Here is a 17152-nt window from a genome sequence, read left to right as displayed (position 1 = left end):
GCTGAAATCAGCACCCTGCCCCAGCGCCGGGCTGCCTGCACTTCTGGCGTGCAAGTTGGCCTGTTTCGGGTCGGGGCTGACTCCGCCCGCTGGCGATATACATTTGAAGTGATTAAACAAATTATTCCGGCACCGCTGCAATGTGACCGGGAGGAGACTCTGCCCATGTTCGCCATTCGCCGCAGCCCGCTTGTTACGCAGTTTCTGATTCTGGGAACACTGGTCTGTATCGTGGTTTTCGGTGGGCTGGTGGTGTACACCAGCATCAATGTCCAGCAAACCGCGCGAACCATTGCCGAAAACAACCTCACCACGCAATTGCAGCTGGTTAAAGACACCTTCCAGTTGGCCTATATGGATGCGCAGACCCGCAGCAAAGGATTGCTAGACCAATTTGTGCGGCAGCTACCGGGCGAGATTGTGGTTACAACGGATAAAACCGAAACCGGTCTGCCTGTCGTCAAATCTGGTGATCACGTATTAAGTCAGGACACCACGCTGCTGGAGCAGTTTCGTGGTCATACCGGTGCCGACACCGCCATCGTCGCCAAAAACGAAGCTGGCAAATTTGTGCGGGTCAACACCTTGCTGAAAGACGCTAGCGGCAAATTGATGATCGGCAGCGAGGTCAAGGCAGATGACCCGATTGCCAAAGCCATCAGTTCAGGCGAAACGTTCTCCGGTCTGGTCATGCGCAATGGCCGCTATTACATGACCAACGCCGTACCCATCAAGAATGCCGCAGGCCAGGTCGCGGGCTGGGTTCAGGCACGGGCCGATCTCACCCCTGAAGTCACTACCCTGCGCCAGATGCTGGCCAGCCTCAAAGTGGGCGATAGCGGTTATGTCTACGCAGTCGCGCCCACCAACGATGACGGAATCGCCCGCTACGTTATTCATCCGAAAAACGAAGGCAAGCTGGTTACCGAAACCAACGGCGGCAAGCTTGTCTGGATGTACAAACAGATGCTGGCCCAGAAAGAAGGTCTGGTGCATTACCCGCTGGCCAATCCCGCCCACGGCGACGCGGAAGAAGACAAAATGGTGGCCTACGCCACCGTTCCCAACTGGAACTGGATCGTCGCCAGTGGCAGCTTCACCGACGAGTTCACCGGCCACAGCATTGTGCTGCGCAATCGACTGATTATGGTGAGTGTTGTATTGGCGTTGTTAACATTGGGAATGCTGTATGTCGGCCTCAAGCATCGCCTTGGCCCGCTGGCCAACGTCGTCCGCGCCATTGAACGCTTTGGCACGGGCGACCTCACTGCGCGTATCCCGGTCGTGCGTGAAGGGCCCAGCGCCAACGAAATGGACCGCATCACGGTGCAATTCAATCAGGCGGCGGTGTCATTACAGGGTTTGATGCAGGACGTACGCAACACTGCGGGCGAAGTGGATCAAGCCACCGGCCATTTCGACAACGCCATCTCGCGAATTGCCACCGACAGCCGCCAGCAAAGCGAATCTGCCTCCAGCATGGCCGCAACCGTCGAGCAGATTACCGTCAGCATCAGCCATATTGCCGATCATGCGGGCGACGCTGCCAGCACCGCGCGCGAAGCACAAGGATCGTCGCAGGAAGGCACCAATGTGGTCGGGCGCATGGAGAAGCAGATGCACACGCTCTCCAATGCCTCGCGCCTGGCAGCCGAGCGCATTGCCAGTCTGGGCGAGCGATCCAACGAGATTTCCGGCATTGTCAAAGTCATCAAGGACATTGCCGATCAAACCAACTTGCTGGCTTTGAACGCGGCGATTGAAGCCGCCCGCGCGGGCGAACAAGGTCGCGGCTTTGCGGTGGTGGCCGATGAAGTGCGCAAGCTGGCGGAACGCACCGGCAATGCCACGCGTGAGATCAGCACCTTGATTGGCGGCATGGTTAGCGACACCCAATTGGTCGCCGGTGAAATTGTGGCGGTGTCCGATCAGATGCAAAGCGGCGTAGCGCTGGCCAACGAAACGGGCTCCGCGCTCAGCACCATTGCGGCACACACCGAGCGCACGGCGGGCATTGTGAATGACATCGCCCACGCCACGCGTGAACAATCCTCTGCGAGCGCCATTCTGGCCGGTAATGTGGAATCGGTAGCGCAAACGGCGCAAAGTAACGCAGCGCTGGTAGAAGACAACCGTACCGCCGCCCGCCAGTTGCGCGAACAAGCGCAAACCTTGCGCAGCAAACTAGCGCAGTTCCAGATGTAATCTTCACGTACGTTCAGATTGGGCACTTTTGCCACGCCCGGAAAGCATGGCTCTGGCATGATGCCCGCATTCCGGTAGACTACGCCGGACTTTGCTCCGGAGCCCCTTTCATGCCCCAGCACGACCACCAGCACAACCAGTTTGCCCTGTTCCGGACCCGGCGCTTTTTGCCGTTGTTCATTACGCAGTTTTTCGGCGCGTTCAACGACAATCTGTTCAAGCAAGCCATGGTGGTGCTGCTGGTATTTCGCGGCCTGACTACCGCGGGCATGAGTACCGATACGCTGGTGAGCGCCGCAGCAGGTATTTTCATCCTGCCCTTTTTTCTGTTTTCGACCATCTCCGGGCAACTGGCAGAAAAGTACGACAAAGCGTTTCTGGCGCAATGCGTGAAGGTTCTTGAAATCTGTATCATGGCCGCCGCCGGATACGGCTTCTGGCAGCACAACGTGCCGGTATTGCTGGGTTGCCTGTTCATGATGGGCGTGCATTCAACGCTGTTTGGGCCGCTCAAATACTCGGTATTGCCGCAATACCTGCGCGAACATGAATTGATGGGTGGCAACGGGCTGATCGAGGGTGCGACGTTTGTGGCAATTTTGCTGGGCCAGATTGCTGGCGCCACCATCGTCCAGCATCAACCGCACGGCGAACAGCTGATTGTCTGGGCTTGCGTCGGCGTTGCCATCATCGGCTGGATAGCCAGTCGGAGCATGCCGCCCGCCCCGGCTCCTGCGCCCAATCTTAAAATTTCCTGGAATCTGCCCAAAGAAACCTGGCGCATTATCAAGCACGCGCGCGGCAACAAAACCGTGTTCAACAGTCTGTTGGGCTTATCCTGGTTCTGGTTCTTTGGCGCGGTGTATCTCACTTACCTGCTACCGCTGACCGCGCATGTGTTGGGCGGCAATGCCACGGTGTTCACCCTGCTGCTGACCATGTTCTCGGTCGGGATCGGGCTGGGCTCGGTGTTGTGCGAACGTCTGTCCGGGCATCGCGTTGAACTGGGTCTGGTACCGTTTGGTTCGATTGGCTTGTCGTTGTTCGGGGTCGATCTGTATTTTGCGGTGGGCCACAGCCCGGTTAGCACTTACGACCTGGTGTCGTTCATTCACGAAGCCAAACACTGGCGCGTGATGGCCGATCTGCTGCTGCTGGGTGTGTTTGGCGGCTTCTTCACTGTGCCGCTCTATGCGCTGATTCAGACACGCTCGGAAAAAGACTTTGTTTCGCGCGCCATTGCTGCCAACAACATCCTGAACTCCTTGTTCATGGTGGTGGCGTCGGTCATGAGTATCGTGCTGCTCAAAGCAGGTCTGTCCATTCCAGGTTTGCTGCTAACCGTTGCGTTGATGAACGTGGTGGTAGCGCTGTATATCTATTCGCTGATCCCCGAGTTCCTGATGCGTTTTCTGGTGTGGATTCTCACCCACCTGTTGTATCGCGTGCGCTCACAAGGCTTGCAGCGCATTCCGGATGAAGGCGGCTGCGTACTAGTCTGCAATCACGTCAGTTTCATGGATGCGCTGATTGTGGCTGGCGCGGTGCGGCGCCCGGTGCGCTTTGTGATGGATCACCGCATTTTTAAAACCCCGATTCTCAAGTTCATCTTCAAAACCGCTGGTGCGATCCCCATTGCCCCGGCCAAAGAAGATCCAACCATGAAAACCAAGGCTTTTGACCGGGTGGCAGAGTATCTGCAGCAAGGCGAAGTCGTATGTATTTTCCCCGAGGGTGGCATTACCCGGAACGGCGAAATCCAGACCTTCCGCCCAGGGATAGAAGAAATCATCCGCCGCACGCCGGTGCCGGTCATTCCTTTGGCGCTGCAAGGGTTGTGGGGGAGCTTTTTCAGCCGCAAAGACGGTGCTGCCATGATGAAAATGCCTCGCGGCATCTTCTCCAAGATTGGCTTTGTCGTCGGTGAGCCGGTACCGCCAGAAGCGGCCACGCGCCAGCGGCTGGAAGCAGATGTGCGCGCTTTGCGTGGCGACTGGCGCTAAGCGGCGACTCAGCTCCGTCTGAGTTTGCGCACAAAACAACAACGGCGTGGACTGAACCACGCCGTTGTTGTTTCAAGCCTCACGCTTACTCATTGATCCATTGGTGGTTAGCTCCGGGCCAGCCACACCTCGCCATCCCGCACTTCCACACTGTGGCATGCGGTCTGCCCTTGTTCCGGGGCCAAAGCCTGGCCGGTTTTCAGATCAATTTTGAAGTTATGCATGGGGCACGCCACCGTTTCACCATAAACCAGGCCATGGCTTAACTCGCCACCTTTATGCGGGCAGCGGTTATCAAGCGCAAACACCCGGTCACCCGTGGTGCGAAAGATGGCAATCGGCGCCATGTCCCCCAGTTGTACTGCCCGCGCACCTTGCGTTGGGATGTCAGTCAGAGCGCAAATGCGCTGCCATTGTTGAGTCATGATTTTCATCCTTCTGCAGCCGCCTGTTGTAGCGACTACCAATTAAGCGAGTTGATCTGGTCCGATCAAAACCGGTCTGGTCCGGAATTACTGGGGCAAGTCGGCAAACGGGGCGGCGGCACTTTCGCCGATACGGGCCTGCCATGGGTCGGGCTCATCGGCCAATGCCAGTTGCAGGCGCGCCCACAAGGCTTGGCGACGGGTTGCGTCTTCCAGTACCTGCGCTTTGATGTAATCCATGCCCACGCGCCGCATAAAATGCACAGTGCGCTCCAGATAATTAGCTTCTTCGCGGTACAACTGCAGGAAGGCGCCGGTGTATTCCATGACCTCGTCTTCTGTTTTCAGCTTGATCAAAAACTCGGCGACTTCAGTTTTGATACCGCCATTGCCACCGATGTAGATTTCCCAGCCGGAATCCACCGCGATAATGCCAACGTCTTTGATGCCTGCTTCCGCACAATTACGCGGACAACCCGACACGGCCAGCTTGACCTTGTGCGGTGCCCACATCCGGTCCAGCGCTTTTTCCAGCGCAATACCCATACCGGTGGAGTCTTGCGTGCCAAAGCGGCAGAACTGTTTACCGACGCAGGTTTTAGCCGTGCGCAAACCCTTGGCATAACCCATGCCACAAGGCATATCGAGGTCTTGCCAGATTTTGGGCAGGTCTTCTTTTTTGACGCCCAGCAAATCCAGCCGCTGGCCACCGGTGACCTTGACCATCTTCACCGCGTATTTATCCGCCACGTCGGCAATCTTGCGCAGCTCATCGGGCGTCGTTACGCCGCCCCACATGCGCGGTATCACACCAAACGTGCTGTCTTTCTGGATATTGGCGTGCATACGCTCGTTGACCAGCCGCGCTTGCGGATCATCTTTGGCTTCGCCCGGCCAGGTTGAGATCAGATAGTAGTTCAGTGCCGGACGACAGCTCGGGCAGCCATCAGGCGTGCTCCAGTGCAGTGCCCGCATGGTGTCGCTGAGCGTAATCAGATGCTGATCACGAATCGCTGCACGGACTTCTTCATGCGTGTGTTCGGTACAAGCACACATGGCCTTGCGCTTGGGCGCAGCCTGGAAAGAACTACCGACGGTACTCATCAGAATTTGCTCGACCAGACCGGTACAGGAACCGCACGACGCACCGGCACGGGTATGTTTCTTCACGTCATCCACTGTGAACAAACCCTTTTCCTTGATCGCCTTGACGATCACGCCCTTGGTAACGCCATTACAGCCGCAGACTTCCGCGTCGTCTGGCAAACCGCCGGCGCGGCTGGCACCGGAAGTACCGGCATCGCCCAGATCTTGCTGCCCGAACAGCAAACCTGCGCGCAGATCAGCGATATTGCGGCCTTGGCGCAGCAACTGGTAATACCAGGCGCCATCGCTGGTATCGCCAAACAGACAGGCCCCCACCAGCAGGTTGTCTTTAAGTACCAGCTTTTTGTAAATGCCTGCAGCCGGGTCCGATAGCACCAGTTCGTCGTAGCCCTCACCGCCAAAGAATTCCCCGGCGGAAAACAGATCGATACCGGTGACTTTGAGCTTGGTCGACGTCATGGTGCCGGTGTAGCGCTGCTTGCCACAACCGCCCAGTTGATTGCCCAGCACCTTGGCCATTTCAAACAAGGGCGCGACCAGCCCATACGACATGCCGCGATGGCTAACGCACTCGCCCAAGGCGTAGATATGTTCGTCCGAAGTCTGCAAGCAATCATCGACGACAATGCCCTGCTCGACATTCAGACCCGCCGCTTGACCTAACGCGGCATTGGGTACGATCCCGGCGGCCATCACGACGAGGTCAGCCTCGACGACCTCGCCCGTGGTCAGGCGCACGCCCGTTACGCGACCGTTATCGCCCAGCAAGGCGTCGGCACTGATACCCAGCTTGAGTTTCAATCCATGCTGTTGCATGGCTTTTTCCAGCAATCGCCCGGCGCTTTGGTCCAGTTGCCGGTTCAGCAGCCATTCGCCCAAGTGCACTACCGTGACTTCCATGCCGCGCAACTTGAGGCCGTGAGCCGCTTCCAGCCCCAGCAAGCCGCCGCCGATCACTACGGCGTGGCGATACAAGGCCGCTGCGACCACCATTTTCTCGGTATCTTTGATATCGCGAAAACCAATCACGCCATCAAGGTCTGCACCCGGAATCGGCAACATGAATGGGCGCGAGCCGGTAGCGATAATCAGCTTGTCATAGCTGATCGCCTCACCGCTGGCCAGAATCACGTACTGACCAGCGCGGTCGATCTGCGTGGCGGCCATGCCTTTGATCAAGCGGATGCCATTGCTGGCATACCAGTCCAGATCGTTCAGGATGATGTCTTTAAGCTTCTGCTCGCCAGCCAGTACCGGCGAGAGCTGGATGCGGTTGTAATTGCCCCAGGGCTCGTCGCCAATGACGGTGATCTCGTATCGAGCCGCATCATGCTTGAGCACTTCCTCTATCGCACGAATGCCGGCCATGCCGTTTCCGATCAATACCAGTCGCTGTTTTTGCACAGATCACTCCTCGTCGGCGGGCGCTGCCGACAGCCAAAATATGTTGATTGGGAGAATGATCCGGAAATAAAAAGATGACGAACAGGTAAATAGCTCGCGTCAAAATATTGATTAATATCAACGCTCAAGCGGCAGATTATGCATTTTGTATATATTGATCGTTTGACCCACCTGATGACCTAAACCAACTAGGCCATAAGAACTAGAACACCCAGCCACCGCCAATTTCAGCGGAGATTGAGAAGCAAAATTTACATATAAAAACGGCCGACAGATGGCTGTCGGCTGTTGCGATTTATCATTTCAAGACTATTGCGATCACCAATATCTCAGCATGGACACCTGCCGCCGCCCGGCCGATCCGCGCTCGGATAACGAGCCTCCAGGCAGTAACGATATAACTCATCGCGCTTCATCGGCACGGCATCCGGATGCCTTCGCCCAAAGGATCAACCACCCGCTGGTAAACTTTTTAGCTCCCGTAACCCCAAACCGGCTACGTTGTAACGCCGGCCTGCGGCTCTGCCAGACCCAGTAGCCATTGCAAGCTAGCCTCGCCAGACAAAGTCGTTTTTGCGATCGAATCGCGCTGCAAATGCCCAAGCAGGCGCTGGTAGGCGTCGGCAAAGCCACGCAGCTCTTGGGTCGAGGCCCGGTCTTGCGGGTTTTTGCTGGCGATAGCAGAGCTGATCCGGCTGTTGATGAGTGTCAGTTGATCGACCAAAAAAAGCTGGCATTGCAACCGCAGTGCGTTGGACTGTACTGCGAGGTGCGCCAGTATCGGCACCAACGGCAAGGAAATATAGCCCTGCACGGGCAAGCGCGACGTACCTGCGAGTTCTGGCAACAGCATGGCGTGAATGGCATCGCCCCAGTACTGTCGCTCAAGTTGCAGATCTCTCCGACGCTGCGCCAGCGCTGCAAGGTAGTCCGTATCCTCAACACGATGCTGTCGCAGCAGAATCTGCCCAGTGGCGCTGGCCGTAAACGGGCGCAGGCAATCTGCGCCCAGCCACTCCGATTGCGCCGCCCGTTCCGCTAGCAACGGCGATTGCTCGGAATCTGGTGTCAATGCGTCGAGCGGCACCACCCGGCAAGTCAGCGGCTTGCGGTCATGGTGCACGCTGCAAAGCTGATCCGGCCCCAATGCTGGGCAGCGTTGCTGACTTGGCCAGGTATAGCCCTGCAGTAGCAACACCACGCCTGCGGCCGCGCTTCCTGGCAACAATTGCCCGGCCAGTTCACGCTGCGCGCTGGTGCTGTGCGCAGGCAAACGCCGCACGCTCAAGCAGCCGATGAATCGGCGTCGGTGATGAAATAGTTCCGGCAGCGACAGCAGCGGCGGCGAATTGCAGCAGCGGCCACAACCATTGCACTGTAGTGACCAGTCCGCAGAGTCACTCACCATGGCCGCCGTACAGAGTCCTGGTAACGCTGGAGTACAAAGGCGGCCACCTTTGGCGATTGATAAGCCAACAGCCATTGCGCCGACCAGTCTCCAGGCGAAGCCGCCGCAAGTACACCCTCCCACGGCGAGCGGGCGTCCTCCATCCCGATAGCGTCGCGCGCCGGGAACAAACCCCGCTGCATGGCAAAGTCACCCGTCAGCGCCACCAGTGGCAGTGTCGGCAGCGCTCGCCACAACTGGGCCTGTGGCAAAGCCACAAGTTGATAATGGCGAGTATTGACCGTGATATCGCGAATCCGCGCTTGCAAACCAGCATCATCACGGAACTGGATCAGCCCGTAATTTTGCAACAGTACCAGCGCCCTGCTCTGAGCTTGTGGCTCCTTCGGAATGCCGATCTTTGCACCCACAGGTAACTGCCGCAAACTGGCAAAGTGCCGCGAATACAAGCCCATTGGCAAGGTGATGCTGGTGCCCAGTTCTCTGAGTGGGCGCTGACTGTGTTGTTGCCAGATCGCGCGAGTTGGCGCATCCGGCACGCTTGCGCCATCAATCTCACCACTAACCAACGCCCGCTCAAGTTGCCCAGCATTGGAATAGGATTTGATCTGCAGGGTAAGCCCTTTTCCGGCCGCCACTTGCGCAGCTTGCTGCATGACTTCTTCGTCTATCCCGGGCAGGACGCCAATCCGTGCCGACTGAGCCCACACCATGCCGTGCACCAACGCCAGTGCGGCGAATCCGGCCATCCACTTAATCTGCATGCCCTAGCCCCGTTTGATGGTCCGAAACCCGATATGCGACGCTGGCAGGTCAGCTTCCTGCTCCTCTCGCGAGGAGGCGCGGTAACGCACGCAATAGTCAGGCGAGCACAAAAACGAACCGCCTTTGATCACCATCGGCGTATCTGATTTACGGGTGATTGCCTGGTTGGCTACAGCGGCGGTATCACCATTGCTGTGGAACTGGTGTTCGCCGCTATAGACATCGCGTGTCCACTCCCACGCATTGCCGATCATGTCGTACAACTTGAAATCGCTGGGCTGATAACAACCCACCGGGGCAAGCCCGGCGTGACCATCGCTGGCCGTATCGACTTGCGGAAACACGCCCTGCCAATAGTTGGCCGATGGTTTGCCGTTGGCGTATTTCGGTGCTGTTTCCAGCTTCACCCCATCATGCCCCGCTTTGCCCGCGTATTCCCACTCGGCTTCCGTAGGCAATTCGTGGCCTAGCCAATGTGCATAGGCCAGCGCATCAGCCTGGGTAACCAGCGTGACCGGGTGATTGTCCAGCCCTTGCACGTTACTTCCCGGACCGGAAGGATGGCGCCAGTCAGCTCCTTTTACCCATGTCCACCATGCATAAGGACGCGCGTGCAGTTCCTGGTCGGTAGGCACGTGAAATACCACCGCGCCGCCCTGACGCTCGGAGTCGGTGATATATGCTGTTTTTTTCACAAAACTGGCAAATTGGGCGTTGGTGACTTCGGTCTGGTCGATCCAGAAAGCATCCACATGAGTGCGGCCATCGCCTTGTGGGCGTTCGTCCGGATACCCCAGCTTTGTGCCAAAAGTGAAATCACCGCTAGCCAGATGCACCATCCCGGCCTCCTTGCCCTCACCCCAGCCGCTGGGCAAACCGCTGTAGCGCGCGCATTGCGCCGGACTGCCCAGATTGGCGAGTACCGGTGTCGGCGTTGTGTGGGCCTGTACCCGCCAGGCTGTGCCACCCGCCGCGACGGCGAGCAGCACAGTTATGGCAAGCCAGCGGCGACGTAAAACAATCGCTGCTGGCATGTTCAGTAGTATCCCTTGGGTTGCAATGGCTCCACGCCACCTACCCCGGAAAGATATGTTTGCCACTGCTGCACCAGCCCGTTAATGACAGTGGGATTGGCGCCGGACAAATCGTTGGTTTCACCCCGGTCATTCAGGATGTCGAATAACTCCCAATGGCCATCCACTGGACCACTTGGCGGTTCCGTCCACAAGGCTTTCCACTTGCCATCCGCACTGCGCAGATAAGCGCGCCCGTAGGATTCGTCGCCAAATGCCTGCGTATGCAGCGGCGGGCTTGCTTTGCCTTGCAGCAATGCCAGGAACGAAACCCCAGTGACCGGATAAACATAGCGGTTGTTGTAGATCACCTTGCCTTTGTTGTGATCAACCCCGGTCAGGGTGTCAATCAATGGCGGCGCGGGCTCGCTTGGCGGTGTGGTTCCAGCTAGCGCCAGGAACGTTGCCGTATTGTCGGTGACGTGGGTAAAGGTATTGATGAGAGGCTGCGAAGCGGTTTGTCCCGGCAAATGCACAATCGCCGGCACCGAGACGCCGCCCTCACCCATATAGCCTTTTAGCTGGCGCAACGGCGTGGCGGAGACTTCAGCCCAACGCAACCCGTATTGCAGACGTTTGGCACTGACCAGACCGTTATCAGTGCCCAACGTTGAATACACCGGCTCCTGCGCGTTGGCTTCATCCGTCGTTTTCGGGTCCGCCCCGGAATCAATCGGCCAGCCTTCGGCACCATTGTCAGACTGGAACATGATGAAGGTGTTGTCGTATTCGCCGATGTCTTTCAAATGCTGGATCAACAAGCCAATGTTGTGATCCAGGTTAGACACCATCCCGGCATAGATTTCCATATAACGCGCTTGGGCTTTTTGCTCTGCCGGTGTCAGATCTGCCCACTTTTTGTTGACGTAGCCTTGGCCATAGTCGGTAAACCCTTGAGCTGGACCATTCAGTGCGTTGATATATTTGGCGCTGGCCGTGCCGTTGTTGGCCGTGGCCGGAGAACGTGTCAACGTCTCTGCAAAACCGGCACTGGGGGTGAAATCGGCGGGGATCAGCCCAAGTGACTTCAGTCGTGCAATTCGCGCAGCACGGATCACATCGTAGCCTGCGTCATATTTGCCGGCATATTGGTGCAGATAAGGTTCCGGCACCTGCAAAGGCCAATGCGGCGAGGTGTAGGCCGCGTAGGCGAAAAACGGTTTGCCATCGCCATGCTGCGAGTCGATATAACTGATCAGCTTTTGTGTGTAAAAGTCGGTGGAATAAAACACTGCTGGCGAGCCACCAGCCCCACCGGGCTGGCCCGGTTGACCCGGCTGCACGTAGGCGCCATCTTCCGTGTAATTTCTGGAATTGGCCGCTTCATGGGCAAAGTGGTTTGTTGCCGCGCCGCCCAGCAGCGCATAACTGCGCTCGAACCCCCATTGGTCGGGTGTCTGGCCCGAGCCACTCGCCGCGCCCGTTATGCCTGAGCCAAGGTGCCACTTGCCCGCCATGTAGGTGTGATAACCCGCGTCTTTGAGCAATTGCGCCACCGACAAAGCGCGATCATTCAGATAGCCCTCATAACCCGGCAAGCCTTTACGTTCGTCGCTGGGCGCACCCATCGTGCCTTCACCCACCAGATGATGATCTGTTCCGGAAATCAGCATCGAACGCGTAATTGCGCATACGGTACCGGCATGGTGGTTGGTGAGTAGTCGCCCGGTGCTGACCAGTGCATCCAGATTGGGCGTATCAATCTCGCCGCCCATGGCGTGGATGTCTGAATACCCCAGGTCATCGGCCATGATGTACAGGATGTTGGGCTTCTTCTGTGCAACCGGTACTGGCGTAGGCGTAACGGTGGGCGTTGGCGTAGCCGAGGGTGCGGAGGGGTTGCCATTGGTCAGGGTGCTGGAGTCCGACCCGCAACCTGCCAGGGCAGCACTGCCGATCAGAGCAATGCCAAATAAGGTATTGCGAAGGGAATACGGTGGCAGATGGCTCATCATTGTGCGTCGCGTAGTTGAAAACTGCGCGATGGTAATGGCGGCCACTTAATCAATTAAAGAATATTAAATATATTTTTAATTTCCTTTAATTATAAAGTGAGATTTACTTAACGGAATCAAGGGAGCGCCTGAGCCCTGACAAAAATGACAATGGCTTATATTTGCAACAATCCATGTACCTTGGGCCAGCGCCTCCCGTGGGTTACCTGTGCCGAAGACTTAGCGTCGTCCGAGCCAATGCATGCATTTCAGACGCCTTGCCATGCGCCCTCGCGATACACGTACCGATCCCACTGAAAAAAAACGGTCAGCCTTGCGCTGACCGTTTCGTGTCGTACGATGCTCACGTTCCTAGCATGGACATTTGCCGCCACCCGGCCGATCCGCGCTCGGATAGCGAGCCTCCAGGCAGTAACGATAAAACTCATCGCGCTTCATCGGAACGGCGTCCGGATGCCTTTCCCGCATGTGCTGCAAGTAATACTCGTAGTCATGAATGCCCACCATCAGCCGGCAGGTCTGCACGACTTTCTTTGCAGCATCTTTCAGGCCGGTGAGCCAGTCAGAACCCAAGCTGTAACGCTCGAACTCGGCGGCACTCATCGGCACGCCCGTATCGTGGCGTGAGGCATGATCAGCGAGGTAGTGATCGTAAGCGTTCACTGCGCCCGCAACAGGAGGTGGCGATTCGCGCCGCCCCAAAAACGGAGATAGATCAAGCATTGCTGGCCGCCTCGCCGCGCCATTTGGCATCGGCTTCTCTCGCCGTAGGTTGCCGTGATGCCAGCGCTTTACGGATATTAAGGAAGGCGGATATCAGCATCACTACCGCCACAATCATGAAAAAGCCGCACAACGCCGCGTTGATCTGGTTATTGAAGGCAATGCGTTGCATGTCCTCCACGGTTTTAGCCGGGGCAATGATGGTGCCCTGGCTGGCGGCGGCGTTGAACTTGTTGGCAATCGCCAGGAAACCAATCTTCGGGTTTTCATGGAAAATCTTCTGCCAACCCGCCGTCATTGAGGTGATAAACAACCACGCCGTAGGCAAGATAGTGACCCACGCATAGCGTTCTTTTTTCATCTTGAACAGCACGACGGTGCCCAGAATAAGCGCCATGGAAGCGAGCATCTGGTTGCCAATGCCAAACAGCGGCCACAAGGTGTTGATGCCGCCCAGAGGGTCGATCACGCCCTGATAAACAAAGTAACCCCAACCGGCAACTGCAATGGTTGTGCCAATCAGATTACCGAGCCACGAACGGGATTTACCCAAACCAGGAATCGCTACGCCAGCCAGGTCCTGCACCATGAAGCGGCAAGCGCGAGTACCCGCATCAACGGCAGTCAGAATGAACAACGCTTCAAACAGAATGGCAAAGTGATACCAGAAGCCCATCAGCGCCCGGCTGTTGAAGATTTCTGAAATGATGTGCGCCATGCCCACCGCAAAGGTAGGTGCACCGCCAGCGCGCGACAGGATCGACTTCTCGCCTACCTCTTGTGCGATCAACGTCAACGCGTCTGGCGTAATGGCAAAACCCCAGCCGTTGATGACGGTTGACGCTTCTACCACCGTCTTGCCGATCAGCGCGGCAGGCGAATTCATGGCGAAGTACACGCCCGGGTCGATCACCGAAGCGCAGATCAGCGCCATGATGGCGACAAACGACTCCATCAGCATCGCGCCGTAACCAATCATGCGCATATGACTTTCGCGCTCAATCAACTTGGGCGTGGTGCCGGAAGCGACCAGCGCGTGGAACCCGGAGATCGAACCGCAGGCAATGGTGATGAACAGGAACGGGAACAAACTACCGGCAAATACCGGACCGGAACCATCAATAAAGCGCGAGACTGCCGGCATTTTCAGATCAGGTGCGGCAAACACAATGCCAATGGCCAAGCCAAGGATCACGCCGATCTTGAGAAAGGTAGACAGGTAATCACGCGGAGCCAACAGCAGCCAGACCGGCAAGACCGAAGCAATAAAACCATAGATCACCAGCGCCCAGACCATTTGCGGGCCATTGAGGGTAAAGATCGGGCCCCAGGTTGGATCTTTGGCGATATCGCCACCGTAAACAATGGCCAGCATCATCAGCACAAAGCCAATCACCGAGATTTCACCAATGCGGCCTGGCCGGATGTAGCGCATGTAAATGCCCATAAACAGCGCAATCGGAATAGTCGCGGCGATGGTAAATGCGCCCCATGGGCTGTCAGCCAATGCTTTGACCACTACCAGTGCGAGCGCGGACAGGATGATGATCATCACGCCCAATGCGCCGAGCATGACGATAACGCCAGCAAACGGCCCAAGTTCCTGTTTGGCCATTTCGCCCAGCGAGCGGCCATCACGCCGGGTGGAAATAAACAGCACCAGGAAATCCTGCACGGCTCCGGCGAGCATCACGCCGATCAAAATCCACAGCGTACCGGGCACATAACCCATCTGTGCCGCGAGGATAGGCCCGACCAAGGGGCCAGCGCCGGCGATGGCAGCAAAGTGGTGACCAAACAGCACCCAGCGGTTGGTGGGGACGTAATCGAGCCCGTCATTACGACGCTCGGCGGGCGTCATGCGACGATCATCCAGTTCAAAGACTTTGTTGGCGATGAACTTGCTGTAAAACCTGTAAGCGATGGAATAGCAGGCTACTGCAGCCACCACCATCCATACCGCGTTTACGTGCTCGCCCCGGCTTAACGCCAGCACACCAAAAGCAAAAGCGCCCAGGATCGCCACCACGATCCAGATTAACCACTCCTTGCTACGACCCATCATTTTCCCCTTTTTTTGTGTGCGGCCGACTGGGTGCGGCCGCGCAGAGCCTGCGACATGACTATTTGCCATGCATATGTAGTCTATCAACATGAACTACACAATTCATCCTTGCGTCATCAAATCAGGTAGCCACCCGCCGTTCTGTTCTTTTTTCAGTATTCCAAACGCATTTCTTTCATATTTGATCTGGCCTGCAATAATGAATACAGAAAAACCAGCCTGATTCCCGCCAGGACTGGCTAACAGCGGTCAAAACATTCAAAGAATAGATGCTCAATTTTTCGCGTTCGTTGCCGCTGATGCGGGCCCGCCTGGCTCACTGGATACCCGGTTTACCGGATATCAGACATTACTCGCGGGCAGACCTTCGGCCTGACCTGATTGCAGGCGTATCGGTCGCCACCGTTGCGCTGCCGGTTTGTATTGCCTATGCGCAATTGGCCGGGTTCAGCCCGGTGGTCGGGTTGTACAGCGCCATCCTGCCGATGATTGCCTACGCTTTTTTCGGGTCTTCCCGCCAACTGATTGTCGGGCCGGATGCGGCCACCTGTGCAGTGATCGCCGCAGCCTTGGGGCCACTGGCGCAAGGTGATCCTGAGCGTTATCACGCTTTGGCCATTTCCCTGACCTTGTTTACGGGCTTGTTTTGCCTGCTGGCGGGGCGGCTGCGCCTTGGGTTCCTGGCGGACTTGTTGTCACGCCCTATTCTGACCGGTCTGTTGAACGGCGTAGCTGTCAGCATCATCGTCGGGCAGTTGGGCAAGGTCTGGGGCGTGAGTGTCGCCAGCAAGGATGTAGTCGGACAGATAATCTCGCTGGTGCCCCAACTGGCCCATCCCCATTTGCCCACGCTATGGCTTTCACTGGCTTTGTTCCTGCTGTATATCGTCCTGAAGCGGCTGCGGCCCAATGGCCCGGTGGCATTGGTGGTCGCGGCAGTGGCCATCGCTGCATCGTTTTTATTCGATCTGGATGCGCGCCATGTAGTGACGGTGGGTGATATTCCATCTTCAGTGCCGCGCCTGCACTGGCCAGCGCTGCCGCATGAAGACTGGGGTTCAATTCTGCCTTCGGCGGCTTTGCTGGCCTTCGTCAGCTTCAGTAGTGGCATGCTCACGGCTCGCAGCTTTGCAGCAAAAAACGGCTATCAGATCGATGGCAATCAGGAATTTGTTGCGCTGGGCATCGTCGATATTGTGTCCGCGCTGTCGCAAGGCTTCGCTGTTACCGGGGCGGATTCGCGCACTGCAGTCAATGACGCCTCCGGCAGCCGCACTCGCATGGCGCAAATCTTTGCGGCGTTCGCAATTTTGCTGGCCTTGCTGTTGCTGTCGGTGCCACTGGCGGCACTGCCGACTGCGGCACTCGCACTGATCCTGATTTTCAGTTCACTCGGCTTGATGGATTTCAAAGCGTATCTCACGCTTTATCGGGTGAGTCGTGCCGAATGCGCCATCGCGGCGGGCACGTTTGCCGCGGTGCTGATTCTGGGCATCATGCCGGGCATTCTGTTTGCAATCATGATTGCGTTGCTGCGGTTTCTGGGACAAGTGGCACGCCCGACCAGCTACCCGATGGCACTGGCTGACGATGGCGACTTTCACAGTAATTTGTATTACCCGAAAGCACGCCCGGTGCCAGGCTTGCTGGTGTTCCGCTTTGAAGCGCCGCTGATATTTTTCAACGCCAGCTACTTTCGGCAATGCGTTGAGCAACTGGTGCAGAACGCCAGCGAACCAGTGCGTTGGGTATTGATTGATGCTCACCCGATCAGCATGGTCGATCTGACCGGGGCAATTACCATTATGGAGCTGAACGATGCGCTGGAAGAACAAGGCATTAACCTGGCCTTTTGCGGCCGCCAGCATATGATGGAACAGTGGCTACAAACCCATAAGTTCAAACTGAAAGGCGATTTGCGCCACAAACTGTTCAGCAATCGGCGGGCGGCGCTACAAGCCTGGCGCGAGGTTTTTCCCGATAGTCCGCCCGATGCAGTGTCAGTCCAACCCTGATCCG

Annotated in this window: 11 protein-coding genes; 3 read left to right on the top strand and 8 right to left on the bottom strand. The window is 57.1% G+C overall.

The window, feature by feature from the left end:
- Positions 1-165: 165 nt before the first annotated feature.
- On the top strand, positions 166-2205 hold the full coding sequence (locus N7220_RS19950) for a methyl-accepting chemotaxis protein (RefSeq protein WP_283149287.1): 2040 nt from the start codon (positions 166-168) through the stop codon (positions 2203-2205).
- Positions 2206-2315: 110 nt separating this feature from the next.
- The gene (locus N7220_RS19945) at positions 2316-4208 is read left to right on the top strand and encodes an MFS transporter (protein WP_283149286.1); all 1893 of its coding nucleotides are present in this window, start codon (positions 2316-2318) and stop codon (positions 4206-4208) included.
- A gap of 107 nt (positions 4209-4315) precedes the next feature.
- Here the strand turns inward: N7220_RS19945 and nirD are convergent, their stop codons facing one another.
- From nirD to N7220_RS19900, 8 genes are all read right to left on the bottom strand, one after another.
- Positions 4316-4633: a nitrite reductase small subunit NirD gene (gene nirD, locus N7220_RS19940; RefSeq protein WP_283149285.1), complete on the bottom strand. Its 318-nt coding sequence runs from the start codon at positions 4631-4633 to the stop codon at positions 4316-4318.
- A gap of 87 nt (positions 4634-4720) precedes the next feature.
- Positions 4721-7144 (bottom strand): nitrite reductase large subunit NirB, encoded by a 2424-nt coding sequence (gene nirB, locus N7220_RS19935; protein ID WP_283149284.1) that lies wholly within the window; start codon positions 7142-7144, stop codon positions 4721-4723.
- 496 nt (positions 7145-7640) lie between these two features.
- The gene (locus tag N7220_RS19925; protein ID WP_283149283.1) at positions 7641-8552 is read right to left on the bottom strand and encodes a YkgJ family cysteine cluster protein; all 912 of its coding nucleotides are present in this window, start codon (positions 8550-8552) and stop codon (positions 7641-7643) included.
- Positions 8546-9316: a MetQ/NlpA family ABC transporter substrate-binding protein gene (locus tag N7220_RS19920; protein ID WP_283149282.1), complete on the bottom strand. Its 771-nt coding sequence runs from the start codon at positions 9314-9316 to the stop codon at positions 8546-8548. Before N7220_RS19920 ends, N7220_RS19925 begins: the two co-directional genes overlap by 7 nt.
- Positions 9317-9319: 3 nt before the next feature.
- Positions 9320-10351 (bottom strand): formylglycine-generating enzyme family protein, encoded by a 1032-nt coding sequence (locus N7220_RS19915; RefSeq protein ID WP_283149281.1) that lies wholly within the window; start codon positions 10349-10351, stop codon positions 9320-9322.
- Positions 10352-10353: 2 nt separating this feature from the next.
- Complete coding sequence (locus tag N7220_RS19910; RefSeq protein WP_283149280.1) at positions 10354-12342, bottom strand: arylsulfatase; 1989 nt, start codon at positions 12340-12342, stop codon at positions 10354-10356.
- Positions 12343-12696: 354 nt separating this feature from the next.
- On the bottom strand, positions 12697-13068 hold the full coding sequence (locus N7220_RS19905; protein WP_283149279.1) for a YbdD/YjiX family protein: 372 nt from the start codon (positions 13066-13068) through the stop codon (positions 12697-12699).
- Complete coding sequence (locus N7220_RS19900; protein ID WP_283149278.1) at positions 13061-15130, bottom strand: carbon starvation CstA family protein; 2070 nt, start codon at positions 15128-15130, stop codon at positions 13061-13063. Before N7220_RS19900 ends, N7220_RS19905 begins: the two co-directional genes overlap by 8 nt.
- A gap of 272 nt (positions 15131-15402) precedes the next feature.
- Between N7220_RS19900 and N7220_RS19895 the strand changes: the two genes are divergently transcribed.
- Entirely contained in the window at positions 15403-17148 is a 1746-nt protein-coding gene (locus tag N7220_RS19895) for a SulP family inorganic anion transporter (RefSeq protein ID WP_283149277.1), read from the top strand.
- The last annotated feature ends 4 nt before the right edge of the window (positions 17149-17152 follow it).

Source organism: Silvimonas soli, assembly GCF_030035605.1.
Classification (GTDB): Bacteria; Pseudomonadota; Gammaproteobacteria; order Burkholderiales; family Chitinibacteraceae; genus Silvimonas; species Silvimonas soli.
This window is presented reverse-complemented; position numbering and strand designations above follow the sequence as displayed.